This is a genomic window from uncultured Sphingomonas sp. (assembly GCF_913062585.1).
In the GTDB taxonomy this organism is placed as follows: Bacteria; Pseudomonadota; Alphaproteobacteria; order Sphingomonadales; family Sphingomonadaceae; genus Sphingomonas.
This window is the reverse complement of sequence record NZ_CAJXWX010000002.1, coordinates 150540-176338: the sequence shown is the minus strand read 5'-3', so window position 1 is coordinate 176338 and position 25799 is coordinate 150540. Positions and strand designations below refer to the sequence as shown.

Genomic DNA, 25799 nt, shown 5'->3' with positions numbered 1-25799 from the left:
ACGGCGATGGATCATGAATATCTGCCTTTCGATCGCCCCCGGAACGCGCATGTGTGATATTGTATCATTGATTTCAACCCATGGCGCAGACCTCTTTAAATTGTATTCCGTATAATCTACGCTGCAGGCGTATCGAGTAGAGGATGACGAAATGGCAAGCACCCGGCTGTTGTTATGCGCAGGCCTGTCCGCGCTGATCGCAGGGGGCGCCTTCGCCCAGACCCCGCCCCAGCCCCCCGCACGGCCGGACTGGGAAAATCCGGCGGTCGACCATATCGGCGCGGAGCCGATGCACACCAGCTTCGCCGGGTTCGAGACGCGCGGCGGCGCGCTGGCGGGCGACGTGACGAAATCGCGCTATCACCTCTCGCTCGACGGCACGTGGAAGGTGCACATGTCCCCCAATCCGGAGGCGCGGCCGATCGGCTTCGAGGATCCGTCGCGCGATGTCTCGACCTGGCATGACGTGAAGGTGCCGGGCATCCTCCAGGCCGAGGGGCTGAGCCGCCCGGTCTTTGTCGGCAGCGGCTATCCCTTCCCCCGCAACGAACCGTTCATCGAGCACCGGCTGAACGAGGTCGCCTCCTATCGCCGCGACTTCACCGTACCCGCCCATTTCGCCGGGCGCCGCCTGTTGCTGAATATCGGCGCGGCGGGGGCGGCCTATTATCTCTGGGTCAACGGCCAGAAGATCGGCTATTCGGAGGATTCCAAGCTCCCCACCGAATTCGACATCAGCCGCGCCGCCCGGCCGGGCAAGAACACGATCGCGATCGAACTCTACCGCTTTTCCGACGGCAGCTATCTGGAGGATCAGGATTTCTGGCGGGTCAACGGGATCGAGCGGTCGATCACCCTCTACGCCGCGCCGCAGACGCATATCCGCGACTTGGGTGTCGACGCCGGGCTGACCCATGACTATCGCGACGGCACGCTGTCGGCGCAGATCGACCTGGCGGGCGCGGCGGCGGGCACCAGCGTTCGCGTTACCCTGCTCGACGGCAAGCGCACGGTCCTGACCCGTAGCGCGACGCCCGCCGGTACGAACGCGACGATCACCGCCGAGGTGCCGGGCGTGAAGACGTGGAGCGCGGAGGACCCGAACCTCTACACGCTGCTGGTCGAACTGCTCGATGCGAAGGGCAGGCTGATCGAGGCGACCAGCCGCCGCATCGGCTTCCGCACCGTCGAGATCGCAGGGGGCGAGGTGCGGGTGAACGGCAAGCGGATCATGATCCGCGGCGTCAACCGGCACGAGCATGACCCTTATACCTTCCACGTCGTCTCCGAGGCGACGATGCGCAAGGATATCGAGCTGATGAAGGCCGCCAATATCAATGCGGTTCGCACCTCGCACTATCCCAATGATCCGCGCTGGTACGACCTGGCCGACGAGTACGGCCTGTACGTGATGGACGAGGCCAATATCGAGAGCCACGGCTATCTCAGCCTTACCCAGGAAAAGAACGACCCGACGCTGAACCTGGGCCACAAGCCCGAATGGGCCGCCGCGCATCTCGACCGCGTGCAGCGCATGGTCGAGCGGGATCGCAACCACCCCTCGGTCATTTTCTGGTCGCTGGGCAATGAAAGCGGCGTCGGCCCCAATTTCGAGGCGGCGGCCAAATGGGTGCGCGCGCACGACAAGACGCGGCTCATCAACTTCCTCGGCTATAGCATGAGCGGCTGGCGGCATCCGACCAACGCCTATGTCGACATCTTCGCGCCCATGTACGACGATGTCGAGAAGCTGGCCGATTATGCCACGCGGCCCGAATTCACCCAACCGCTGATCCTGTGCGAATATGCCCATTCGATGGGCAACAGCCTGGGCGACTTCCAGGGCTATTGGGACACCTTCCGCAAATATCCCAAGCTGCAGGGCGGCTTCGTCTGGGACTGGGTCGACCAGACGATGATCCTGAAGGACAAGGCCGGGCGCCCCTATTGGGGCCAGGGGCTGGATTACGATCCCGATCCCAAGGATGCCGGGCTGCACGGCGACGACAGCCCCGTAGGCGACGGCGTGATCCAGTCGGACCGGACGCCCGATCCCGAATATTATGAGATGGCGCATGTCCAGTCGCCGATCGCCTTCACCCATGACGGCGGCGGGTGGCAGGTGGTCAATCGCCACGACCATATCGACCTGTCGCGTTTCACGCTGGACTGGACGGTGCTGGAGAACGGCGTCGAGACCGCGCGGGGCAGCATCGCCACGCCGTCCGTCGCACCGGGGCAAAGCGCCCCCCTCGCCTTCGCCCTGCCCCCGGCCAGGGACGCCACGGCCGAACGCTCGCTGATCCTGCGCGCCCGGACGAAGACGGGAGCGATCCCGCCGCTGCCTGCGGGTCATGTCGTCGGCTGGGAACAGTTCGCGCTGTCCGCACCCGTCTTCGCTGCCGCCCCGGCAGGCTCGGTCACGCCGGAGGAAAGCGCCGATGCGATGACGCTGAAGGCCGGGAATGCGGTGCTCGAGATCGATCGGGGAACCGGCCTGGTCCGCCGCTATGCCCGCGACGGCAAGACGCTGCTGACCGGCGGCGCGCCCAATTTCTATCGCGCACCGACCGACAACGACATCGGGTCGGGCGTGCCCAAGAGCCATGCGATGTGGCAATATTTCTCCGAGCATCGCCGCCTCGACGCTATTCGGCGCGACGGCGATGCGATCCTGGTCGATCACGACATGGGCGTCGGATCGGTCAAGATGGAGACGCGCTGGACCATGGCGCCGGACGGCAGCGCGACCGCGACCGTCCGCTTCACGCCGCTGCGCGCGACATTGCCCGATCCGTTGCGCGTCGGCCTGGCCTTCGCGACGCCGGGGCAGCAATTCACGCGGGTAAGCTGGTTCGGGCGCGGACCATGGGAGAATTATGCCGACCGCAAGACCGGTGCGATGATCGCCCGCTGGGACGGCGCGCTGGCCGATCAGTATCACGATTATGCCCGACCGCAGGAGAGCGGCAACGAGACCGATGTCCGCTGGATTCAGCTGACCGGCACCAGCGTCGGCCTGCGCGTGACGGGGGCGCAGCCTTTGTCGGTCAACGCGCTGCCCTTCCCCTATGCCGACCTGGCGATGAAGCCGCCGTCGCAGGCGCATAGCTCGGACATCTATCCGCACGGCGACGGGACGCTGCTGATCGACACCGCGCAGGCGGGGGTCGGCGGCGATACCGGCTGGAATCTCGATGGCCGGGCGCACATGCCCTATCGCATCACGCTCCAGCCGCTGACCTACAGCTTCACGATCGGAGCCGCGCAATGAAGCGCCTGCTGGCCCTCTCGCTCCTGCTGACCACCACGCCGCTGGCGGCACAGACCGTGCCCCAGCGTATCGCGCAGTCGCTGGTCTTGCGCGACCAGTGGCAATGGCTGACCCGCGACATCGCCTCGCCCGCCGAATGGGATGCGGACGGGCGGCATTTCCATTATCGCAAGACGGTCGAGGGCGGCTTCGCCTTCGTCGATGTCGACGCCGCCACCCGCGCCAAGGCCCCCGCCGTCGACGCCGCCACGCTCGCCCCGGCGCTGGGCAAGGTGATGGGCGAGACCATCGCGCCCTTGCGTCTGCCCTTCGAGCATTTCAGCTATACGCCCGACCGTTCGGCGATCCGATTTTCGATAGGGTATGACGAGACCGTCTATCGCTGCACCCTTGTCCAGCCGGTCTGCGCCGTCGTCCCGCCCGATAACCCCAGCCGCCCGCGCGGCTTCGGCGTGGTGCGCGACCTGCGCGTGCCCGCCGACAACCACCCACGCCTGTCGCCCGATGGCCGGTTGGAGGCGCTGGTCCTCGACGACAATCTGGTCGTGCGTGCGGCCGGTGGCGGGAAGGAGGTCTGGCGCTCGCAGGACGGCAGCCCCGCCAATTTCTACGATCCCGAAACCATCGCTTGGAGTCCCGACGGCCGGCATATCGCGCTCCAACGCGTCCGTCCCGGCTATGCCCGCATGGTCACGCGCGTCCTCGCCGCGCCACCGGGCAAGGTCCAGCCCGAGGTCGTCCAGCAACTCTATCCCAAGCCCGGCGACGCGGTGGACCAGGAAGCGCCGGTTCTATTCCGTGCGTCGGACGGCCAGCGGACCGAGATCGACCCCAGCCTGTTCGCAAATGCCTATACCCTGTCCGCCCCCGAATGGCGGGCCGACAGCAAAAGTTTCGCCTTTGACGACCTGAAACGCGGTTTCGGCGAGGCGAAGATCATCGCCGTCGATGCCGATACCGGCGCAGCCCATGCCGCCGTGACCGAGACGGCGAAGACCTTCGTCTTCCGCGACCGCATCTGGTCGCACGACGTGAAGGGACTGGGCCGCGAAATCCTCTGGACCTCGGAGCGGGACGGCTGGCGGCATCTCTATCTGGTCGACGGCACCACCGGCCGAATCGTGCGCCAGATCACCAAGGGCAACTGGCTGGTCCGCGACATTGCGCATGTCGATGACGAGAAGCGGCAGATCTGGTTCTCGGCCAGCGGCTTCGTTCCCGGCGAGGACCCCTATTACAAGCAGTGGTTCCGGGTCGATTTCGACGGCCGCAACCTGACCCGCCTGACCCGCGAGAACGCGACGCACGAGGTCCGCTTCGCCCCCGACATGGCGACCTATGTCGACGTCTATTCGCGCACCGACAGCCCCGAGACCATGGAACTGCACGACGCACGCGATGGCCGCCTGATCCAGACGCTGGAAAAGGGCGACATCACCGCGCTGACCGCCGCCGGGTTCCGCCCGCCGGAGCGCTTCACCGCCAAGGGCCGCGACGGAAAGACCGATATTTACGGCCTGGTCGTCCGCCCGCGCGATTACGACCCGGCCAAGCGTTACCCGGTGATCGAGAATATCTATGCCGGGCCGCATGACAGTTTCGTGCCCAAGGCCTTCTGGCCGTTCGGCGGTTTCTCCGGCGGCGACAAGGTCATGGGGATGCAGCAGCTCGCCGATCTGGGCTTCATCGTGGTGATGATCGACGGCATGGGCACCACCAACCGTTCCAAGGCCTTTCACGACGTCGCCTGGAAGAACCTTGCCGATAGCGGCTTTCCCGACCGGATCGCCTGGATGAAGGCGCTGAACGCGAAAGACCCCGCCGCCGATATCAGCCGCGTCGGCATCTATGGCGGCTCGGCAGGCGGGCAGAGCACGCTGAACGCGCTGCTCTTCCACCCCGACTTCTACAAGGCCGGGGTGGCCTATGCCGGGTGCTTCGACAACCGGATGGACAAGATCGACTGGAACGAACAATGGCTCGGCTATCCGGTCGACCGGAGTTACCTCGACGCCTCGGGCGTGGTCCATGCGCACCAGTTGCAGGGCAAGCTGATGCTGGTCGTCGGCGAGCAGGATTCGAACGTCGATCCCGCCAGCACGACGCAGGTGGTCGATGCCCTCATCAAGGCGGACAAGGATTTCGACCTGCTGGTCATCCCCGGTGGCGAACATACGGCGGGGCGCAGCACCGGCCCGGTGGCGTACGCGATGCGGCGGCAATATGCCTTTTTCCTGAAAGCGTTGCGCGGGGAGGAATAGCGCTTCCCTCAACAATATTTGCCCACCCCGGCGGAGGCCGGGGTCCAGTTTCGCCGTCCCATGAGGCGCGCCACGAACGTCACGGCAACTGGGCCCCGGCCTCCGCCGGGGCGGACGGCGGGAGGTGGAAGGGCATAGCGGTGTTGCCTCCCGCCCTCCCCGCGCCTATCGCCCATCCCGCGACAGGTTCCCTTCGGGGATCAAAAGGGAATGGGGTGGAACGCCCCGGCTGCCCCTGCAACTGTAAGCGGCGAGCCGTTCGCCACGACGCCATTGGGGAAACCCCCGAGAAGGCGGCGAACTGGCCCCGACCCGCGAGCCAGGAGACCTGCCCGTCGCAGTCGTCCTTCGACCGGTCAGGGTGTGCCGGCCGAAACGGGGCTTTCCCCCGCGCGCGACGACAGCGCCGTTGGAGATATGCCCCGAATGACCGAGTCGACCCTATGCTGAAACCCGCCGCGAACGGCCCCGCCGTGGTTGCCTGCAACACTTGTCGCCTGTCCGAAGACGCGCGCGAGAATGACGAAGGCCAGCGCGGCGGCGCATTGCTGGTCGCGGCGCTGCGGCGCGTCCAGTCATCCGATCCGGCCTATGCCGATATAGAAGTTCAGGAGATGCCCTGCCTCTTCGCCTGCCAGTCCTTCAGCGCCGTGCATCTGCGCTGCCCGGGCAAGGTCGGCTATGTCCTGGGCAAGTTCGCCCCCGACGAGGACGCCGCGCGCGCCATATTGGACTATGCCCGCGCCTATGCCGACAGCGACTGGGGGCAGGTGCCCTACAAGCAATGGCCGCAAGGGGTGAAGGGTCACTTCCTCACCCGCACGCCCCCCGAAGGATTCGTCGTCGAATGAGCCTCTTCCCGACCGTCGCCGCCTTCGAGGCGGCGCTGGCCAGCCTGAGCCAGCCTGACCAAGCCGCCCGCGATGCCGCCACCGCACGACAGGGCCAGCTGACCAAGCCGCCGGGTTCGCTCGGCCGTCTGGAAGAGATCGCGATCTTCATGGCCGGGTGGCAGGGGGTCGAACGGCCTCGCATCGCGCGCGGCCGGGCGATCATCTTTGCCGGGAATCACGGTGTCGTCGCGCGCGGCGTCAGCGCCTTTCCCCCGGAAGTGACCGCGCAGATGGTCGCCAATTTCGCCGCCGGAGGCGCCGCGATCAATGCGCTGGCGGCGGCGGCCGGGCTGGAGCTGGCCGTGGTGCCGCTCGACCTCGACCGGCCGACCGCCGACTTCACCACCGGCCCGGCGATGAGCGAGGCGGAATGCCTGGCCGCCTTGTCCGCCGGGGCCGAGGCGGTGGGCGATGCCGACCTGCTGGTGCTGGGCGAGATGGGGATCGGCAACACCACGCCGGCGGCCGCACTGGCCGCGGCCAGTTTCGGCGGGGCCGCCGACCTGTGGGTCGGTCCCGGCACCGGGGTCGATGCGCTGGGCCTCCAGCGCAAGGCGGCGGTGGTGGCCGAGGGGTTGGCCCTGCACCGCGACCATCTGACCAGCGCGTTCGAGATCCTGCGCCGTCTGGGCGGGCGCGAGATCGCCGCCATGGCCGGCGCCGTGGTTGCCGCGCGGACGAAGCGGATATCCGTGGTCCTTGACGGTTTTATCGGCACGGCGGCGGTCGCGCCGCTGGCGATGGCCGATCCCGCCATCACCGCCCATTGCCTGGCGGGCCACTGCTCGGCCGAACCGGGGCACAGCCTGCTCCTCGCGCGTCTGGGGCTGGAACCGATCCTGTCGCTGACGATGCGACTGGGCGAGGGCAGCGGCGCGGCGGTGGCGGTGCAGGTCATCCGTTCGGCGCTGGCCGCGCATGACGGCATGGCGACCTTCGCCGAAGCGGGCGTGGCGAACGCGTGACCGGCTTTCCGCTCCATCTGCTCCGGCACGGCGAGCCCGAGCTGACGGGGCGGATGCTAGGGCGGACCGACAGCCCGGCGACGCCGCAGGGGATCGCCGCCTGTGTCGCCCGCGCGGCCGGGTTGGCGGTGACGCGCCGCATCTCCTCCGACCTGTCGCGCGCTCGCGCCTGTGCCGAGGCGATCGGCCCGACGGACGTCGATCCCCGCTGGCGCGAACTCGATTTCGGGGCCTGGGACGGGCTGGCGGCGGCGGAGATCGACGCGGGCGCACTCGGTCGCTTCTGGGACGATCCCGACGGCGCACCGCCGCCTGGGGGCGAACGCTGGTCGGCGCTGGTCGCACGGGTCGCGGCGGCCATCGCCGATCTGCCGCCCGAACCGACGCTGATCGTCACCCATGGCGGCGCGATGCGGGCGGTGCTTCATGCCCTGTGCGGGTTCGATGCCCGCGCCGTGTGGTCCTTCGCGCTGCCCTATGCCAGCCTGGTCACGCTGGCGGTGTGGGACGGCGCGCCCCGGACAGCGCAGGTGACGGGACTGGTCACGGCATGAAGCCCCTGATCCTCGCCCTGAGTTTCCTGACCCGACTGCCCATGCCCCGCGTCGCGGCGGATGAGGCGGATTTCGCCGCAGCGATCCGCCTCTATCCCGTCGCCGGGCTGGTCATCGGAGCGGTGGTCGCGGGCGCAGGCTGGGCGGGCGGACATATCGACCCCTGGGCGGGGGCGCTGGCGGCACTGGTCGCCTGGGTCTGGATCACGGGGGCGTTGCACCTCGACGGGCTCGCCGACCTGTCCGACGGGCTGGGCGCCGCGCATGGCGATCGCACGCGCCTGCTGGCGGTGATGGCCGACCCGCATATCGGCAGTTTCGGCGTGGTCGCGCTGGTGATCCAGTTGCTGGCCAAGCTCGTGCTGCTCCACGGCCTGCCCGCCACGGCTTGGCCGATCCTGGCGCTGATCCCGGCGGCGGCGCGGATCGGGCCGCTGGTCTGGGCGCGTTTCCTGCCGCCGTTGCGGGAGGGCGGGCTGGGCGCGTTGGTGTCGCGCGCCGTGCGCCCGTTCGATATGGTGGCCTGGATCGTCGCGGTGCTGGCCATCGGGTGCGTCTATCCGCCGCTTGCGATGACGCCGATCCTGGCGCTCAGCCTGCTAACCTGGTTCCGGCGCAAGCTGGGCGGCGTGACCGGCGATGTGCATGGCGCCGGGATCGAGCTGACCGAAACCGGGCTGCTGATCGTCACCCTCGCCTATTGGGCGTCCTGAGCGATCCGGAGCAGCGCATCGCAATCGACATGCGCCTCCAGCACGGCGGCGATGGCATCGAGCGCGGCATCGACATCGGCGCGGTGATCGGGGCCCTGCCCCGCCACACTGATCCGCGCCAGCCACGCCGCGCGCTGCCCAGCCTCGCCGAGCAGGCCATGGACATAGCTCCCCGCGACAAGACCATCCGCGCGCATCGCGCCCTCCGCCCGGCCATCGGCGAGATGCCCGACCGGGCGGGCGGTATCCGGGCCGCTCGTCCGCCCGAGATGGATTTCATAGCCCGAAAAGGATGCCCCCAGCGCCTCGCCGGTGACCGGCCGCACCGTCTTCTCAGCCGTCAGCACCGTCTCGATGTCGAGCAGCCCCAACCCCGCGACGCTGCCCGCCGGCCCCTCGAGTCCATCGGGATCGGCGACGACACGCCCCAGCATCTGATAGCCGCCGCACAAGCCCAGCACCGGCCGCCCGCGCCGGACATGCGCGGCAATGTCGATGTCCCAGCCTTGCGCGCGCAGGAACGCCAGGTCGGCGATGGTAGCCTTCGATCCCGCTAGCACGATCATCGCCGCATCGGGAATGGGCTCGCCCGGACGGACCATGACGAGGTCGACCTGCGGCTCCAGCCTCAACGGATCGAGATCGTCGAAATTGGCGATGCGTGGCGTGACCGGACAGGCGATCACCACCCGCCCGCCGGTGTCCGCACGGCCCCGTTCGAGCACCACCGCATCCTCGCTCGGCAGCCGCGCGGCGTCGGCCAGCCAGGGGATGAGACCCAGCGAAGGCCAGCCGGTATGCTCGGCGATAATGCCCAGGCCATCGGCGAACAGCGCCGGATCGCCGCGAAACTTGTTGACCAGAAAGCCGCGGATCATCGCGGCGTCCTGCGGGTCAATCACCGCCTTGGTGCCGACCAGCGAGGCGATCACCCCGCCCCGGTCGATGTCGCCCGCCAGCACCACCGGCACGTTCGCGGCGCGTGCGAAGCCCATATTGGCGATGTCGCCGCTACGCAGATTGACCTCGGCGGGCGAACCCGCGCCTTCGACGATGACCAGGTCGCACTCCGCCTCCAACCGGCGATAGCAGTCGACCACTTCAGGCAGCAGCCCGATCCGCCCCTCGCGCCATTTCGCAGCGGGCAGCATCCCGCGCACCTGTCCGCGCACGATCAGCTGTGAGGTGCGATCCCCCTGCGGTTTCAGCAGCACCGGGTTCATGTCGACATGGGGGGGCACCCGCGCCGCCATCGCCTGGGTCGCCTGCGCCCGCCCGATCTCGCCGCCGTCCGGGGTGGCAGCGGCATTGTTGCTCATATTCTGCGGCTTGAAGGGGCGAACGGACAGGCCGCGATTGGCGAACAGGCGGCACAGCCCCGCGACCAGCACCGACTTGCCGACATCCGAGCCGGTGCCCTGGATCATCACGCCAGCCATGCGACACTCCCGGCGATCACCCAGAGCAATAGGCAGGCCCGCGCATAGATTTGCAGGGCGGTCACGATGTCCCTGGGCGACGCGGCCCGCCCTTCGCGCCCGATCCACGGCTTGATCTGGGTCACCCCGTCATAGGCGACCGGCCCGGCCAGCGCGACGCCCAACGCGCCCGCCATCGCCGCTTCGGGCCACCCCGCATTGGGCGAGGCATGGGCCCGGGCATCGCGCTTCATCACCGCCCAGCCGCCTGCCCCCGCCGCGCACACCAGCACCCCGGCGATCCGTGCGGGTACCCAGTTGGCCGCATCGTCGATCCGCGCCGCCGCCCAGCCATACGCCCGCCAGCGCGGTTCCTTATGCCCGATGATGCTGTCCGCGGTATTGATCGCCTTGTATATCCACACACCCGGCAGGCCGAGCAGCAACAGCCAGAACAGGGGCGCCACGATCCCGTCGCAAAAGCTCTCCGCCAACGTCTCGATCGCCGCGCGCGACACGCCGGCCTGGTCCAGCCGCTCGGTATCGCGCCCCACGACCCGAGCGACGAGCGACCGCGCGGCTGGCAGGTCGCCGCGCAACAGGGCGTCAGCGACCGGGCGGACATGCACGTACAGGCTGCGCTGCGCGAGGGCGGGCCAGGCAAGGACCGCACTCGCGATCCAGCCCCAGCGGCCGAACAACAGGTGCGCTTCCCGGTCGAGCCACCATGCCACCCCACCGGTCAGCGCAATCAACAGGACCATGGTCAGGACACCCAGTCCCCGCCGCACGCCCTCGGGCCGGTCAGTGGCGTTGCCCAGCCGCTCGGCGCGATTCAAAAAGCGCGCAAACGCCCCCACGGGATGGCCGATGCGCGCATAGAGACGGTCGGGCCAGCCGATCGCCGCATCGAGCGCCAAGGCCACCAGAGCGACGGGATCAGCCATGCCGCAACGCCTCGTCCAATCGTTCAAGCTCCGCCGCCGCCGCGGGCACGCCGAAACGCAGCCGCTCCGGCGCATCGGCAAAGGGGCGGACGAGAATGCCCGCCGCCGCCAGCCGCCAGAAGATCGCAGGCGCCGCCGGCGTCTCGACCATGCGGAACAGCGGACAGGCGCCCTGCGCATTCAGGCCATGCTGCGCCAACAATGCATCCAGCGCAGCCGCCCGCTCGACCAGCGCGGTCCGGGTCGCGGCGATCCATGCGCGATCGGCATAGGCCGCCCGGCCCCAGGCGATGGCGTGCGCCGATACCGGCCAGTCGCCCAGCAGGTCGCGCAGCCGCGCCAGGATGTCGGGGGCCGCGATCACGAAACCCAGCCGCACCCCCGCCAGCCCGAAGAACTTGCCGAACGAGCGCAGCACCACGACCCGCTCCCCGCCGCCGAAACCCGGCCCCAATTCCGACATCGCATCGGCAAAGGCTTCGTCCAGGATCAGCCAGCCGCCGGCCTTCGCTTGTACCGCCGCCAGCCGCGCCAGTTGCTCGGGCGAGCGATGGACGCCGTCGGGGTTGTTGGGATTGGCGATCAGCAGGCTTCCCGCCTGCCCTGCCCAATCGTCCAGTCCGGACTGATCGACTCGCGAAGAGGCGACCGCGCCATGCGTCCCATAGCTCGGGCGGACCGCGACGATCGGCTGCGGCACGCCCAGCTGCGGCAGCAGGCGCAGCGCCATCTCGCTGCCGGGCACCGCCGCGACCCGTTCCGCCGCAACGCCGAAATGCGCCGCCGCCAGCGCCTCCAGACTCGCGAGCGCGGTGCGATCCGGCAAGGGCGCGGCGTCGACCGCCAGCCCTTGCGGCGGGGTCCAGGGCACCGGATTGATCCCCGTCGACAGGTCCAGCCACGGGGTCGGCGCGTCGGGAAACAATGTCCTCGCCGCGTCGATCCGGCCGCCATGATGGGTCAGCGCCCCCATTTCCGCTTGCGTCACGGCTGCGCTCCCGCGATGCGGACGGGCATGACGAAGCCCCGAACGATATTGGTGCTGGGCGGTGCCCGGTCGGGCAAGAGCCGCCATGCGCAGACGCTGGCCGAGGCGATGACGCCCACCGGCTGCTTCATCGCGACCGCGCAAGCCTGGGACGACGAAATGCGCGAGCGCATCGCGCGACACCAGGCGGATCGCGACGCGCGCTGGACGACGGTCGAGGCGCCATTGGCTCTGCCAGCGGCCGTTGCGGCGCATAGCCGCGCCGACCGGGTGTTGCTGGTCGACTGCCTGACGCTCTGGCTCACCAATTTGCTGCTCGGCGAGGCCGATCTGGCGGCAGCGGGGGAAGCACTGGTCGCCGCGCTGGAAAACGCGCCCGGCCCGGTGGTGCTGGTCAGCAACGAGGTCGGCTTCGGCATCGTCCCCGACAATGCGCTCGCCCGGCGGTTTCGGGATGCGCAAGGGTCGCTCAACCAGCGGCTGGCGCGGGTGTGCGACGCGACCGATCTGGTGGTGGCGGGCCTGCCGCTCCGTCTGTCTTCGGGGCTTTCAGGAGAGAGATGATGCGAACCGATGCCGAACATGCCGAGCGCATGGCCAAGAAAAAGGCCGCGCAGGACAGCAAGGTCGCCGCGCGCGACGCCGAAAAGGGCCTGATCATCGTCCATACCGGCAAGGGCAAGGGCAAGACGACCGCCGCGCTGGGCATGGTGATCCGTGCCGTGGGCCACGGGATGCGTGTCGGCATGGTCCAGTTCGTGAAGGGCGCGATGACCACCGGCGAGGCGGCGGTATTGGCGCGCATTCCCGAGGTCGACTTCCACGCGATGGGCGAAGGCTTCACCTGGAACACCCAGGACCGCACCCGCGACATCGCCACCGCGCGGGGCGCGTGGGACGAGGTGAAGCGGATGATCGCCGATCCGTCCTACGACCTGATCGTCGCGGACGAGCTGAATATCGTGCTGCGCTATGACTATCTGCCCGTCGACGAGGTGCTGGAGGTGCTGAGCACCAAGGGGGCGATGACGCATGTGATCATTACCGGGCGCAATGCGCCCGAGGCGCTGATCGCCGCGGCGGACCTGGTCACGGACATGACACAGGTGAAACACCCCTTCCGCGAACAGGGCGTGAAGGCGCAAAAGGGTATCGAGTTTTAGGCCCCTCTCCCCGGCAGGGGGGACGGGTTTGGGGTGGGGGCCAGGCCACGGGCGACGTAGCTTGCGGCTCCACCCTCCCCCATCCCCTCCCGCCTGCGGGAGGGGAGAAGCGTGTGGCAACGCGATAGCCATTAAGCCCCTCCTCCCGGCAGGGGGGAGGGGTTTGGGGTGGGGGCCAGGCCACGAGCGACACCGCTTGGGTCTCGCTCCCCCACAAAATCCCCACCCCGCCGCAGCAGATACACATCCATGATCCACCCATGCGCCCGCCGCAATTCCGCCCGGCGCGCGACGATCCGCTCGGCCACATCCGCCAGCCGACCGGCCTCGATCGCCTCCTGGGCCATGCCAAGATACGCCCCCCACCAGATCGCCGCATCCGGCTGATCCAGCGTTGCGAACGCACAGCCGCCATCCAGCATTACCGCCACGCTGTCCGCCCCCTCGGGCCAACCGCCCTCACGCAACCGTCGCCCTGTCGTCACCATCACCGGCGCACCGACCGCATTGAACGGGATGGCATGCGCCGCACAGAGCAGCTGCAAGCTGGTGATCCCCGGCACCACCGTCACCCCCTCCACAGCGATCAGCCGCCGGGCGATGCGGATCGTGCTGTCGTAGAGCGACGGATCGCCCCAGACGAGCAACGCGACCCGCCCCCCCTGGGGAAGCCCCCGCGCAATCTCCGCCGCCCAGCATCCGGCGATCGCGTCATGCCAGCGTTCGACATTGTCCAGATAATCGCCCTCGCCCGCCCGTACCGGCAGGTCGAACTCGGCCACCCGTGTCGCCGCGCCCGCCAGCACCTGCGCACAAAGGTCGCGGCGCAGGTCGATCAACTCGACCTTGTCACCTTTGCGTGGCAGCAGGATCAGGTCGGCGGCGCGCATCGCGGCCTCGGCGGCGCGGGTCAGGTGATCGGGATTGCCCGTGCCGATGCCGATCAGGTCGAGATGGATCACAGATCCTCCATGAGCGGGCCATAGAGGATCAACGCGGCCTTGTCCGACATGCCTGCCGCCAGTTGCGCCGCCAGCCCAGCCACGGTCGACCGGGTCAGCCGCTGGTCGGGGCAGCCGACATGCTCGGCCATCAGCGCCGGGGTTTCGGGCGACAGGCCATGCGCGATCAGTGTCTCGGCCAGCGCGGGAAAGGTGCGCTTTGGCATGAACACCACGGTAGTGGCACTCGCATCGGCCAGCGCCGCCATGTTGCGGTCGGCGGGCAGCGCGCCGGTCACGTCATGGCCGGTCACGAACTGCACCCGCCGCGCCTCGGCCCGCCGGGTCAGCGGCAGTCCAGCCGCCGCCGCTGCCGCACTCGCGGTGCTGACGCCGGGGACGATCTCGAAGGGGATGGCGGCGGCCTTCAGGGCAAGGATTTCTTCCTCCAGCCGCCCGAAGATGCCGGGATCGCCCGACTTCAGCCGCACCACCCGCTTGCCGCCAAGCGCATGGTCGACCAGCAACCTGTCGATCTCGCCCTGCTTCGGCGAGGCACGACCCGCGCGCTTGCCGACCGCGATCAGCTCGGCATCCGCACGGGCATGGCTCAGCATCGGCCCGGCGGCGAGGTCGTCGAACAACACGACATCCGCCGCGCCCAGACAGCGCACCGCCTTCAGCGTCAACAGCTCGGGATCGCCCGGCCCCGCGCCCACGAGAGAGACGAAACCGCTCACCACCAGCGCGCCACCAGATGGAAGAAGGTCCCCGTCACGCCGCCACGCCGCGACCCGGTTTCGGGCACGGCATCTCCTTGCGCATCGACGACGTGCGCAAGCGGGGCATCGGGCTGTTCGAGGACGGTCGAGTAATGAAACTCATGCCCGCCCAGCACCGCGCCCTCGGGCATCCCCGCCACCTCGCCCAGCAGGGTCGCGCGGCGATAACCGAGATGCATCTTGCGCTTGGCATAGCTGGTGACGAGGCCGAGCAGCCCCGCCATACGGTGGCTGTTGCCCTCGGCGTCGATCAGCGCCGCGCCCAGCGCCATATAGCCGCCGCACTCGCCATGGATCGGCTTGGTCGCGGCGTGGGTGGCCAACCCGGCGCGGAACCGCTCCGCCGCCGCCAGCCGCCCGGCATGAAGCTCGGGATAGCCGCCCGGCAGCCAGACCAGATCGGCCGACGCATCTGGCGCTTCGTCGGCGAGCGGCGAGAAGGGCAGTATCTCCGCCCCGCCCGCGCGCCAGCCCTCCAGCATGTGCGGATAGACGAAGGAAAAGGCCGCATCCTGCGCCAGCGCGATCCGCTGGGCGGGCGGTGGCGGGAGCGTGCCGGGCGCAGGCGTGGCGGACTTGGCATAGGCCGCCGCGCGCACTGCCTCCAAGTCGACATGCGCCGCCAGGAACGCCGCATAGTCGCCGATCAGCCGGTCGAGTTCGGGATGCTCCACCGCCTGCACCAGCCCCAGATGCCGCTCGGGCAGAACCAGATCACCGCGTCGGGGGAGCGCACCGAAGACCGGCAGGCCGATCTCCTCGAACCCCAGCTTCGCCAGCCGTTCGTGACGCGGGCTGGCCACGCGGTTCAGGATCACGCCCGCCACCCGCAATTCGGGATCGTAGCGCGCGAAACCGAGCGCGGTCGCCGCCGCCGACTGGGCCTGACCCGACACGTCGATGACGAGGATCACCGGCCAGCCCATCCTCCTGGCCGTCTCCGCGCTGCTCCCCAAGCCGGTCGCGCCGGGTTTCGCCACACCGTCGAACAGGCCCATCGAGCCTTCCGCCAGTACGAGGTCGGCCCCCGCCCCGCACTGCCCCAGCGTGTCGAGCAGCGCAGCGGGCATCGCCCAGCCGTCGAGGTTGAACGACGCGCGCCCGCACGCCGCGCGGTGAAAGGCGGGGTCGATATAGTCGGGGCCGCTCTTGAACGGCTGCACCGCTAATCCCGCATCGCGGAACGCGCGGAGCAGGCCCAGCATCACCGTCGTCTTGCCGGTGCCCGAAGCGGGCGCAGCGATCATCAAGCCCGGGGTCATGCGAGGCTATTCCCGGGGCGATAGCGGCGGTCATAGCCTTCGGCGTATAACCGGCTCTCGGCGAAATCGCTCTGGTCGAGAACGCGGCCGACCAGGATCAGCGCGGTGCGCTCCGGGCCGTCGGCGGCGGCCGCCTCGATGGTGGACAAGGTCGCGCGGACGATCCGCTGCTCGGGCCAACTCGCGCGCCAGACGATCGCGACCGGACAGTCCGCGCCGTAATGCGGTGTCAGGTCGGCGACGACTGTCGCCAGATTGTGGATCGACAGATGAATGGCCAGCGTCGCGCCGGTCGCGGCGAAGGCGGAGAGCGACTCCCCCTCCGGCATGGCGCTGGCGCGACCGGGGGTGCGGGTCAGGATCACCGACTGGGCGATGCCGGGCAGCGTCAGCTCGCTCTCCAGCACCGCCGCCGCCGCCGCGAAGGACGGCACACCCGGCGTCACCGAGACGGGGATGCCCATTTCGCGCAACCGCCGCACCTGCTCGCCCATCGCCGACCAGACCGACAGGTCGCCCGAATGCAGCCGCGCGACGTCCTGCCCCTTGGCGTGCGCGTCCGCGATCTCGGCCATGATCTCGTCCAGCGTCATCGGCGCGGTGTTCACGATTCTGGCACCCGGCGGGCAGTGCGCCAGCACCGCCTCTGGCACCAGCGATCCGGCATAGAGGCAGACCGGACAGGCGGCGATCAGGTCGCGCCCGCGCAGGGTCAGCAGGTCGGGTGCGCCGGGTCCGGCGCCGATGAAATGGACGGTCATGATTCAGGTCCCTGGGCGATGGCGCAGGTGGCCATGCGGTCGGAGGAAATTACACGGGCCACGACGATCCGCGCGCCCGGCCCGGCGGCGGCGAGGGCTGCGGCTTCGGCGACGCTGCCGACGCCGCGCGCGTCCATGCTGACGGTCGAGCGGGTCGGGGTGTCGATGTCCTGCAACAGATCGGCACCGATGGTGTGGACGGCGAGCCGCTCCGCCTCGGCGAAGGGCGCGATCACCGCCGCCCGGTCGACCGGTACGGCCAGCGCGTCGGGGCGCGTGCCGGTGGCCGCCAGCGCGCTGCGGAACGAATCCATGCTCGCCTCCGCCCGGCATCCGAACCCGGCGATCACCATGCGACCCGCCATTGCACGATGGGATAGCTCGATTTCCACCCCCGCTTGGTGCCCAGCGGTCGCGCGCGCGCCAGTTCGATGCGCAGCAACTCGCCGCCATGACGGGCATGGCATTCGGCCAGCAGCGCCTCGGTCTCCAGCGTGACGGCATGCGCGACCAGGCGACAGCGCGGCAGCGTCCGCAACGCCTCGACCAGCGGCCGCGACAGGCCGCCGCCGACGAACACCGCGTCTGGGTGCGGGCGCTCGGCCAGCTCGGCCACGGCATGACCCTCGACTAGTTCCAGCCGCGTCAACCCCAGCCTAGCCGCATTGTCGGCGGCGCGGGCCAGGCGGGCGAGATCGCGCTCGAAGCCGATGGCGCGGGTGGTCGGATCGCTCAGCAGCCATTCGATCGCGACCGATCCCGATCCCGTGCCGATGTCCCACAACAACTCGCCCGGTCGCGGAGCCAGCGCCGACAGCGCCAGCGCACGGACGGGGCGTTTGGTGATCTGTCCGTCATGATCGAACCAGTCATCGTCCAGCCCACTCGCGCGGGGAAGCACGCGGCCATCGCCGAGGGGCTCGATCGCCACCGCCACGGGATGCACGATGTCAGTCCAGTCGAGCGTGTTCGCCGTGCAGGCCCGCACCCGCTCGCGCGGCCCGCCCAGCGCCTCCAGCACGGTCAGCGCGCTATCGCCGAAGCCCTGCTCGGCCAGCCACGCCGCCAGCCCCGTCACCGACGCCCCGTCGCGCATCAGCGCCAGCACTCGCTGTCCCGGCGCGAGAAACGGGCGCAGCGTCTCGACCGGTCGGGCATGGAGCCCGACGCTCTGGATCGTCTCGACCGGCCAGCCCAGCCGCGCCGCCGCCAGCGACAGGGTGGACGGTGCCGGATAGGCCACCCACTCGCCCGGCTGCAGATGCCGCGTCACGACCGACCCCGCCCCGAACCAGAAGGGATCGCCCGAGGCCAGCATAACCACCCGCTGCCCTCGCCGTTCGAGCAGCATCGGCACGCCATCGGCAAAGGGCACCGGCCAGACGATCCGCTCGGCCCGGCGCTGATCGGCCAGCAGCGACAGGTGACGGGGCGCGCCGATCACGCTATCGGCCGCCAGTATCGCGGCACGCGCGGGGGTGGTCAGGCCGTCCCAGCCATCCTCGCCGATCCCGACGATCGTCAGCCACGCCTGGGAGTCAGCCATGCGCCATATCCTTCTGCTCGGCGGCACGACCGAAGCGAGCGCACTGGCCACCGCGCTGGCGGCGCGCGGGGAGCGCGCAGTGCTGAGCTATGCGGGCCGCACCGACCATCCGCGCGCGCAGGCGATCCCGACGCGTGTGGGCGGGTTTGGCGGCATCGAGGGCCTGGCCGATCACATGACCCGCGAGGGCGTGACGCATTTGGTCGACGCCACCCATCCCTTCGCCGCGCGGATCAGCACCAACGCCATCGCGGCGGCGGAGTTGGCGGGCGTGGAGTTGCTCGCACTGACCCGACCGGCTTGGGAGGCGGGTCCCGGCGACCGCTGGATTCGCGTCGCGGATACGGCGGGGGCGGGGGCTGCGTTGGGCGGTGAGGCGGCGCGGGTCTTTCTGGCGCTCGGTCGTCAGACCATCGGGGACTTCGCGGATGCTGCGCAGCATTTCTACCTGCTGCGCTTCGTCGATGCCGCCGATCCGCCCGCACTGCCGCACCATCATCTGGTCGTGGATCGCGGTCCCTTCACGCTGGCGGGCGAACTGGTTTTGTTGCGCGCGCATCGCATCCAGATGGTGGTCGCCAAGAATGCGGGCGGTTCGGGCGCACGGGCCAAGCTGGAGGCGGCGCGCGAACTCGGGCTGCGGGTGGTGATGATCGACCGGCCCTTCATCCCCGATCGCCCGAAGGTGGAGAGCGTCGCGCAGGTGCTGGACTGGCTGGATCACGGCGTCGTCCGGGGGGTGTAGAGGATCGGCCGGCCCGCATGCGGGATCATCCGCGTGCGGCTGGAGCCGATGATGACGACGGTGCGCATATCGGCCATATCTCCGCGCGCTTGCGGAAGCGGCACGATACGCAGATGCTCCTCCGGCGTGGACACCGCGCGGGCGAACAGCACCGGGCGGTCGTCGTCGCATGTCTCACGGAGCAGCGCAAAGGCCGCATCCAGCGAATCGGGACGCGCCTTGGACCGGGGATTGTAGAGCGCGATGGCGAAATCCGCCTCCGCCGCCAGCACAAGCCGCCGCTCTATCAGCGCCTGCGGCTTGAGGTTATCCGATAGGTTGATCGCGCAGAAATCATGGCCCAGCGGCGCCCCCGCCCGCGCGCTCGCCGCCAGCATCGCGGTGATGCCGGGCAGGACGCGGATGTCCAGGTCGTGCCACCGCGCCGGGTCCTCCTCCACCCGCTCGAAGATCGCCGCCGCCATCGCGAACACCCCCGGATCGCCCGAAGATACGACAACGACGCGCTGCCCCGCCTCGGCCATCTCCAGTGCATGGAGCGCCCGGTCGCGTTCGACCCGATTGTCGCTGGCATGGCGGGTCAGGCCGGGCCGCTCGGGCACACGCGCGACATAGGGGATATAGCCGACCACATCGGTCGCCTCGGCCAATGCCGCCGACACCTCGGGCGTCACCATCGCTTCCGCGCCCGGCCCCAGCCCCGCGACGATCAGCCAGCCGCTCATGGCCGCCGCCCCTGGCCATGGATCAGCGCGATCGAGAAATAGGGGGCGGGTGCATCCTCCACCTCCACCTCCACCAGACGCCGCACGCGCTCGCCAGCCTGGGCGGCATGTTCGATCAGCCACGCCTGGTCCGACCGCCCCGCCGCGGCGATGGCGCGGCGTAGCTTGGGCAGGTGGCGACCGATCTTCATGACGACCAGCGCATCGGTCTCGGCGATGCGGCGGGTCAGTTCCGCCTCGGGCAAGGTCGCCATCGCCACGGTCAGGACATCGTCGCCCCAAGTGATCGGCGCGCCGCTGGCGGTCCAAGCGCCCGACATGCCGGTGATGCCGGGCACGACCGCGACGAGCACGTGGGGCCGCAACCGGCTGTGCAGGTGCATGAACGAGCCGTAGAAGAACGGATCGCCCTCGCACAGCACCACCACATCCTCGCCGCCCTGCACCAGCGACAGGATATGCGCGGTGCACTCGACGTAAAAGTCGGACAGCAATTCGTTGTAGCGCGGATCGGTAAAGGCGATCTCTGTCGTGACCGGATAGTCCATGGGATATTCGACCACGTCGCCCCGCAGCATTCCGTCGACGATGGTGCGCGCATGGCCGCGCCGTCCGGCCTTGCGGAAATAGGCGACGTGCCGGGCGCCCCGGACCAGCCGGTCGGCGCGCACGCTCATCAGGTCCGCCGCGCCCGGCCCCAGCCCGACGCCGTGAACGATCCCCGTCATTCGGCGCGGCTCGCCAGCGCATTGATCGCCGCGACGGTGATCGCGCTACCGCCGGGGCGGCCCTTCACGATGGCGCAGGGGACCGGCTGCGCCTCCCACAGCGCGTCCTTCGACTCCATCGCGCCGACAAAGCCGACCGGACAGCCGATGATCGCCGCCGGGCGTGGGCAGTCGGGGTCTTCCAGCATGGTCAGCAGATGGAAGAGCGCGGTCGGCGCATTGCCGATCGCGACCAGCGACCCCGCCAGATGCGGCCGCCACAGCTCCAGCGCGGCGGCGGAGCGGGTCGTGCCCATCTCCTTCGCCAGCGCAGGCACCGCGGGATCGCGAAGCGTGCAGATCACCGGATTGTCGGCGGGCAGGCGTGCGCGCGTGACCCCTTCGCTGACCATATGCGCGTCGCACAGGATCGCCGCACCATTCGCCAGCGCCTGCCGCCCGGCCACCGCGCAACCGCTTGAGAAATGGATCGACGGCGCCAGTTCGACCAGCCCGGCGGCATGGATCATGCGGACCGCGACCGGCTCCTCCTCCGCATCGAAGCGGGCCAGCTCCGCCTCGGCGCGGATGATGGCGAAGGACTGGCGATAGATCGCCGCGCCATCGGTTTCGTAACTATAGGGCATCAACAGGCTCCGAGAAGCGCGACCGCCCGCTCGGGCGTCAATCCGGTGTGAAGGGGCGTGGCCCCGGCGCGGGCGTTGCGGGCCAGATCGAAAGCCCCCTCCCGCCCGGTCAGCACCCAGTCCGCCGCCCGTGCCCGCGCGCAGCCCTTCGCGCAACCCGAGACGTGCAGGCGGCCGTCGATCAGGGGCGCGAGACGGGCGGCGAGATCGCGGGTTTCGACGCTCGCCTGCGGACAGGCCGGGGCACCGACACAGGCGTCGACATGAAGGATGGTGCTGTCGGTCAGCAGCATTCCAGCGGCGGGTGCCGGTGCGATGCCTTCCGCGATCAGCATCCGCCATGGCGTCAGCCGGATGGCGCAACCCTGCATACGGGCAAAGGTCGCCAGCGTCGGGGCGTCGATCCGGCCGAAGGGCAGGCCATAGGCCGCGCCCCCCGGTCGCGCGCCCGGCCGGATCGGCGCGGCGGGCTCGGCGGGGATGGCGTCGCCGTCCGCCCAATCGGGCAAAGCGGCCTGATGGCGCGCCATCCGACCGGCGATGCGGCCGTCGCTTTCGACGAACCAGTGCGCGAGCCGGATCAGGGCGTCGACAGCGTTCGCGCGTGTGACAGCCACACCCCTCGCCCACCCATCGGCGCGCACCAGCAATTCGCCCGTCCCGGCTCGCTCGATCCGAAAATCGCCGGGGATCTGCGTCAATAGCGGCGCGGCCCCGGCATCGATCGCGAACCCGACCTTGCCGGGCAGGTCGGGCAACTCGGCCAGACGCGCGCGGAGTTCGATCGCGATGCAATGGGTGTCGTCGCCTTCGCACCAGTCGGGGTTGGCGAGGATCGCGCCCCGCCCCTCCCGTACCGGATCGGAATCGACCAACCCCAGCGCCTGCAATTCCTCCAGCAGCACGGGCCAGCTTTGCTCGGTCGCGCCACGAATCTGCAGGTTCGCACGGCTGGTCAGGTCGATCTGGCCACTGCCGTACCGGATCGCGCCCTCGCACAGCCCCTGAGCCTGTTCCGCCGTCAACCGTCCCAGCGGCGGCCGAACACGCACGAGCAATCCGTCGCCCGCCATCATCGGCCGCCACGCATCGGGGCACCAGCCCTTGACCACGAACCCGCTCATGCCGCGCCGTCCAGCATCGCCAGCACCGAGTTGCGCCGCGTCCGCCACAGCCCCGCCGCATGGAGCGCGGCAAAGCGCGCCTCCATCGCCTTCAACGCGGCCGGGTTCGCCTGTGCCATGAAGTCGCGCACCGCGTCCTGCGCCAGCGTCGCGTCCCAATACAGGTCGATCAGCGCGGCGGGCACCGCGTCGGCCAGATGCGCGAAGCTGCCCAGATGGTCGAGCGTCGCGGCGATCTCCGCCGCGCCCCGGAAGCCATGCGCCATCATCCCCTCGACCCAGCGCGGGTTTGCGGCACGGGCATGGACGGTGCGGGCGATCTCCTCGGCCAGCGTCCGCGCTTTGGGGTTGGCGGGATCGCGCGTGTCGAGATGATAGAGCGACGCGGCCCCCTCCCCCAAGGCCGCCCGCGCCGCCGCGAACCCGGCCTGATGCGCGGCATAATCGGCGGCGAGCAGCAGGTCGCTTTCGGGCAGGTCGTGGAGGTGGACGAAGGCCTGCGCCCCAGCCACCCGCGCCGCGATCCCTTCCACATCGCGCCGGTCGCCATCGTCCAGCGCGGTGGAGGACGCCGCCAGCCAGCTCTGTCCCGCCTCGATCCGCGCCGCCTCGTCATAGCCCGCATTCGGGTCCAGCCCGATGCCGTAGCGCCCCGGCGCCGGGCCATAGACACGTGGGCTCGCCTGCCCGACATAGGGGTTCCACTCCGCCGCCTCGTCACGCTGGCCGAGCGCGCGCACCGCTTGCCCGAACAGGGCGACCAGATGCGGGAAGGCATCGCGGAACAGCCCGGACACGCGCAGCGTCACATCGACGCGCGGCCGGTCGAAGCGCATCAGCGGCATCACCTCGAACCCCGTCACCCGTTCGGAGCGATGGTCCCACACCGGCTCGACCCCGATCAGGTGAAGCGCCATGGCGAATTCCTCGCCCGCCGTGCGCATCGTCGCCGAGCCCCAGAGATCGACGATCAGGGTGCGGAGGTGGTCGCCTTCCTCCTGCATGTGCCGGCGGATCAGTTCCTCGGCGAGTTTGATCCCTTGCGTCTGCGCAGCGCGGCTCGGCACCGCGCGTGGGTCGATCGCGTAGAGATTGCGACCCGTAGGCAACACATCGGCACGCCCGCGATAGGGAGAGCCCGATGGCCCCGGTGCAACACGCTTACCATCCAGTCCAGCGAGCAGCCCCGCGCGCTCGGCCGCGCCCTGCTCGCCGCGCCCGAAAACGTGCAGCCCCTTGCCGAACTGGCTATCCTTCACGTCGCAGACGAATGCGTCGATCCGGGCGAGCGGATCCTCCGCCCCCGCCAGACCCAGCGTCTCGCCCAATCCGACGCTCTCCGCCTCCTCCGCGATCAGGCCGCGCAGCCGGTCGCGGCGCGCCGGGTCGAGACCATCGGCATTGGCATATTCGTCGAGCAGCGCCTCCAGCCGCCCAAGCCCCGCCCCTGTCCCCGCCTGCACGAGCGCCGGGGGGACATGGCCGATCGTCACCGCGCCCAGCCGCCGCTTGGCCTGTGCCGCCTCACCCGGATCGTTGACGATGAAGGGATAAAGGACCGGCCAGTCGCGGGTCAGCGCCTCGGGCCAGCAGGCGTCGGACAGCGCGACCGCCTTGCCGGGCAGCCACTCCAGCGTACCATGCGCGCCGACATGGACCAGCGCGTCGATGCCCTGCGCGCGCAGCCACAGATAGAAGGCGACATAGGAATGACGCGGACAGCGCGAGAGGTCGTGATAATCGTCCGCCCGCGCGCTCCGCCGCCCGCGCTCGGGCTGGAGCGCGACGATGGCCTTGCCGAGCGTGAGCGCGGGGAAGTGGAAGGCATTGCCCTCCACCAGCGGATCGTCCTCGACGGCGCCCCAGCTTTCGAGCAGGTCGGCCCGCAAGGCTTCGGGAAGAGCGGCCAGCGCTTCGTGATAGGCGGACAAGGGCCATGCGATCCGGTTGGCAAGCAACGCGGCGGGCAGGTCCGACGGGGCCTTCACATCATAACCGGCCTCGCGCAGATCGCCGAGGATCGCCTCGGTCGAGGCAAAGCCGTCCAGCCCCACCGCATGGGCCGCCTGCCAGTCCTTGCCCGGATAGGTGGACAGCAGGATCGCCAGCCGCCGCTCCGCCGTCGGGGTCGTGGCCAGCCTCGCCCAGCCCGCCACCTTGTCCGCCACCGCGGCGATCCGCTCGGGCTCCGCACGGTGGAGGCGTAAGGAAATGTCGAAATCGGGGTCGCGCTCCCCCGGCTGCTTGAAGCTGACCACGCCTGCGAACAGCCGACCGTCGATCTCGGGCAGGACGACATGCATGGCGAGGTCGGCGGGCGACAGGCCACGCGCCGAACCCTCCCAGCCCTGCCGATCGCTGGTCGATAGCGCGACCTGAAACACCGGCACGCCCGCGCCGTCGAGCGGGGTGGTGTCGTCCTCGCCGCGTGCCGAGAAGGCGGTGGCGTTGACGATCGCGGCGGGAGCGAGGGCCTCCACCCAGCGCGCGATCCAGGGGCCCGCGCCCTCGGCCTTCAGCGAGGGGACGAAGAGGGCGACGGGGTCGAAGCCTCGCGCGGTCAGAGCGGCGTGGAGGGCGGCGATGGGCTCGAGGTCGGCGGCGGCGAGATAGGCGCGGTAGAAGGTGATCAGGACGCGGGGGCGGGTTGCGGTGAGCAGGATTGCGGCGGGGCAGGTTATGCCCTCCGGGGACCAGCCTCCGACGGATGCGACTTGAAAGCCCCTCTCACGGCAGGTGGAGGGGTTGGGGAGGGGCGAGGCCGCGGGCAGTGTCGCCTTTGGATAGGGCCCTCCCCCATCCCCTCCCGCTTGCAGGAGGGGCGTGCTTGGGGCCAACGTCGGTCCATCTAGCCCCTCTCCCGGCAGGGGGAGGGGTTGGGGAGGGGCAAGGGCCACGGGCGATACGGCTGCCGCAAGCGCCTCCAGAGCCACCGCCGCAGCCTGCGCTCCACCCGCATCGCACAACGCCGTCAGCCGCCGAACCACCCCCTCACCCACCGTCGACGCTGCCGCCAGCCGCCGGTCCTCGCGCCCATCCGCCGCCAGCACCGCCAGCGCGATGCCCCGTTCGCGCGCCAGACGCTCGACCTCGCGCAGGCCGTATTCCCAGTACGCCGCCCCACCGATCAACCGGATCAGGATCGCCTTCGCATGAACCAGGGTCTGCTCGACATAGGTGTCGACCGACAGCGGATGAACCAGCGCCGCCAGATTGGCGAGCCGCAGCGACCAGGGGAATCCCCCGGCCCGCCAGCCCGCCGCAAAGGCGCTGAGGTCGCTGTCGGAGAAGGACAGCACGACCACATCACCGGGGCGCTGCCCCAGATCCTGTGGAACCGCCTGTTCCTCCAGCCCATGGCTCTCGCGAAAGACGAGATGCAC

At 69.8% G+C, this 25799-nt stretch carries 23 protein-coding genes and 1 riboswitch; of the genes, 9 read left to right on the top strand and 14 right to left on the bottom strand.

Annotation, left to right across the window (positions count from 1 at the left end):
- Nucleotides 1–151: 151 nt before the first annotated feature.
- The 6 genes from QZ546_RS02560 to cobS all read left to right on the top strand — a co-directional run bounded on the left by QZ546_RS02560 (nt 152) and on the right by cobS (nt 8660).
- Nucleotides 152–3274, top strand: a complete 3123-nt coding sequence (locus QZ546_RS02560; RefSeq protein ID WP_294234228.1) for a glycoside hydrolase family 2 TIM barrel-domain containing protein — start codon at nt 152–154, stop codon at nt 3272–3274.
- Nucleotides 3271–5535, top strand: a complete 2265-nt coding sequence (locus tag QZ546_RS02555) for a S9 family peptidase (RefSeq protein ID WP_294234227.1) — start codon at nt 3271–3273, stop codon at nt 5533–5535. Before QZ546_RS02560 ends, QZ546_RS02555 begins: the two co-directional genes overlap by 4 nt.
- Nucleotides 5536–5702: 167 nt before the next feature.
- A riboswitch (cobalamin riboswitch) is annotated at nt 5703–5886 on the top strand.
- A 92-nt stretch (nt 5887–5978) separates the two neighbouring features.
- A complete protein-coding gene (locus QZ546_RS02550) occupies nt 5979–6386 on the top strand; it encodes a DUF1636 domain-containing protein (protein WP_294234224.1) in 408 nt (135 codons plus the stop codon).
- A complete protein-coding gene (cobT, locus tag QZ546_RS02545; RefSeq protein WP_294234221.1) occupies nt 6383–7393 on the top strand; it encodes a nicotinate-nucleotide--dimethylbenzimidazole phosphoribosyltransferase in 1011 nt (336 codons plus the stop codon). Before QZ546_RS02550 ends, cobT begins: the two co-directional genes overlap by 4 nt.
- Complete coding sequence (locus QZ546_RS02540) at nt 7390–7947, top strand: histidine phosphatase family protein (protein ID WP_294234218.1); 558 nt, start codon at nt 7390–7392, stop codon at nt 7945–7947. Before cobT ends, QZ546_RS02540 begins: the two co-directional genes overlap by 4 nt.
- Nucleotides 7944–8660 (top strand): adenosylcobinamide-GDP ribazoletransferase, encoded by a 717-nt coding sequence (gene cobS / locus QZ546_RS02535; RefSeq protein WP_294234215.1) that lies wholly within the window; start codon nt 7944–7946, stop codon nt 8658–8660. The genes QZ546_RS02540 and cobS overlap by 4 nt, the downstream gene beginning before the upstream one ends.
- On the opposite strand, the gene QZ546_RS02530 is transcribed toward cobS, so the two are convergent.
- The 3 genes from QZ546_RS02530 to QZ546_RS02520 are packed head-to-tail and all read right to left on the bottom strand — an operon-like array spanning nt 8645 to nt 12013.
- On the bottom strand, nt 8645–10099 hold the full coding sequence (locus QZ546_RS02530) for a cobyric acid synthase (RefSeq protein ID WP_294234212.1): 1455 nt from the start codon (nt 10097–10099) through the stop codon (nt 8645–8647). The two genes, cobS and QZ546_RS02530, sit on opposite strands and share 16 nt — an antisense overlap.
- Complete coding sequence (gene cbiB / locus QZ546_RS02525; RefSeq protein WP_294234210.1) at nt 10087–11025, bottom strand: adenosylcobinamide-phosphate synthase CbiB; 939 nt, start codon at nt 11023–11025, stop codon at nt 10087–10089. The genes QZ546_RS02530 and cbiB overlap by 13 nt, the downstream gene beginning before the upstream one ends.
- On the bottom strand, nt 11018–12013 hold the full coding sequence (locus QZ546_RS02520) for an aminotransferase class I/II-fold pyridoxal phosphate-dependent enzyme (RefSeq protein WP_367113501.1): 996 nt from the start codon (nt 12011–12013) through the stop codon (nt 11018–11020). Before QZ546_RS02520 ends, cbiB begins: the two co-directional genes overlap by 8 nt.
- 27 nt (nt 12014–12040) lie before the next feature.
- On the opposite strand from QZ546_RS02520, the gene cobU reads away from it, so the two are divergent.
- Both cobU and cobO read left to right on the top strand, forming a co-directional pair.
- The gene (gene cobU, locus QZ546_RS02515) at nt 12041–12577 is read left to right on the top strand and encodes a bifunctional adenosylcobinamide kinase/adenosylcobinamide-phosphate guanylyltransferase (RefSeq protein ID WP_294234207.1); all 537 of its coding nucleotides are present in this window, start codon (nt 12041–12043) and stop codon (nt 12575–12577) included.
- Nucleotides 12574–13176 carry a cob(I)yrinic acid a,c-diamide adenosyltransferase gene (cobO, locus tag QZ546_RS02510; protein ID WP_294234205.1) on the top strand — a complete coding sequence of 201 codons (603 nt, stop codon included), beginning with the start codon at nt 12574–12576 and terminating at the stop codon, nt 13174–13176. Before cobU ends, cobO begins: the two co-directional genes overlap by 4 nt.
- A gap of 131 nt (nt 13177–13307) precedes the next feature.
- Here cobO and cobF read toward each other — a convergent pair whose 3' ends face one another.
- From cobF to cbiE, 6 genes are read right to left on the bottom strand one after another with little or no spacing between them, the layout of a single operon-like run.
- The gene (gene cobF, locus QZ546_RS02505; protein WP_294234202.1) at nt 13308–14138 is read right to left on the bottom strand and encodes a precorrin-6A synthase (deacetylating); all 831 of its coding nucleotides are present in this window, start codon (nt 14136–14138) and stop codon (nt 13308–13310) included.
- Nucleotides 14135–14857 carry a uroporphyrinogen-III C-methyltransferase gene (cobA, locus tag QZ546_RS02500; RefSeq protein WP_294234199.1) on the bottom strand — a complete coding sequence of 241 codons (723 nt, stop codon included), beginning with the start codon at nt 14855–14857 and terminating at the stop codon, nt 14135–14137. Before cobA ends, cobF begins: the two co-directional genes overlap by 4 nt.
- Nucleotides 14854–16161 (bottom strand): cobyrinate a,c-diamide synthase, encoded by a 1308-nt coding sequence (locus QZ546_RS02495; protein WP_294234196.1) that lies wholly within the window; start codon nt 16159–16161, stop codon nt 14854–14856. Before QZ546_RS02495 ends, cobA begins: the two co-directional genes overlap by 4 nt.
- The gene (gene cobM, locus QZ546_RS02490; protein ID WP_294234194.1) at nt 16158–16922 is read right to left on the bottom strand and encodes a precorrin-4 C(11)-methyltransferase; all 765 of its coding nucleotides are present in this window, start codon (nt 16920–16922) and stop codon (nt 16158–16160) included. Before cobM ends, QZ546_RS02495 begins: the two co-directional genes overlap by 4 nt.
- Entirely contained in the window at nt 16919–17236 is a 318-nt protein-coding gene (locus QZ546_RS02485; RefSeq protein WP_367113500.1) for a cobalamin biosynthesis protein, read from the bottom strand. The genes cobM and QZ546_RS02485 overlap by 4 nt, the downstream gene beginning before the upstream one ends.
- 32 nt (nt 17237–17268) lie before the next feature.
- Nucleotides 17269–18468, bottom strand: coding sequence for a precorrin-6y C5,15-methyltransferase (decarboxylating) subunit CbiE (gene cbiE / locus QZ546_RS02480; protein ID WP_294234189.1), 1200 nt, complete (start codon nt 18466–18468; stop codon nt 17269–17271).
- On the opposite strand from cbiE, the gene QZ546_RS02475 reads away from it, so the two are divergent.
- Nucleotides 18467–19213: a cobalt-precorrin-6A reductase gene (locus tag QZ546_RS02475; RefSeq protein ID WP_294234185.1), complete on the top strand. Its 747-nt coding sequence runs from the start codon at nt 18467–18469 to the stop codon at nt 19211–19213. The genes cbiE and QZ546_RS02475 overlap by 2 nt on opposite strands.
- Here the strand turns inward: QZ546_RS02475 and cobJ are convergent.
- From cobJ to cobN, 5 genes are read right to left on the bottom strand one after another with little or no spacing between them, the layout of a single operon-like run.
- Nucleotides 19189–19938, bottom strand: a complete 750-nt coding sequence (cobJ, locus tag QZ546_RS02470) for a precorrin-3B C(17)-methyltransferase (protein ID WP_294234181.1) — start codon at nt 19936–19938, stop codon at nt 19189–19191. The two genes, QZ546_RS02475 and cobJ, sit on opposite strands and share 25 nt — an antisense overlap.
- Nucleotides 19935–20666, bottom strand: a complete 732-nt coding sequence (cobI, locus tag QZ546_RS02465; RefSeq protein ID WP_294234178.1) for a precorrin-2 C(20)-methyltransferase — start codon at nt 20664–20666, stop codon at nt 19935–19937. The genes cobJ and cobI overlap by 4 nt, the downstream gene beginning before the upstream one ends.
- Nucleotides 20663–21292 (bottom strand): precorrin-8X methylmutase, encoded by a 630-nt coding sequence (locus tag QZ546_RS02460; protein ID WP_294234175.1) that lies wholly within the window; start codon nt 21290–21292, stop codon nt 20663–20665. Before QZ546_RS02460 ends, cobI begins: the two co-directional genes overlap by 4 nt.
- Nucleotides 21292–22416 (bottom strand): cobalamin biosynthesis protein CobG, encoded by a 1125-nt coding sequence (locus QZ546_RS02455; protein ID WP_294234172.1) that lies wholly within the window; start codon nt 22414–22416, stop codon nt 21292–21294. The genes QZ546_RS02460 and QZ546_RS02455 overlap by 1 nt, the downstream gene beginning before the upstream one ends.
- Nucleotides 22413–25799, bottom strand: a complete 3387-nt coding sequence (gene cobN / locus QZ546_RS02450; RefSeq protein WP_294234169.1) for a cobaltochelatase subunit CobN — start codon at nt 25797–25799, stop codon at nt 22413–22415. The genes QZ546_RS02455 and cobN overlap by 4 nt, the downstream gene beginning before the upstream one ends.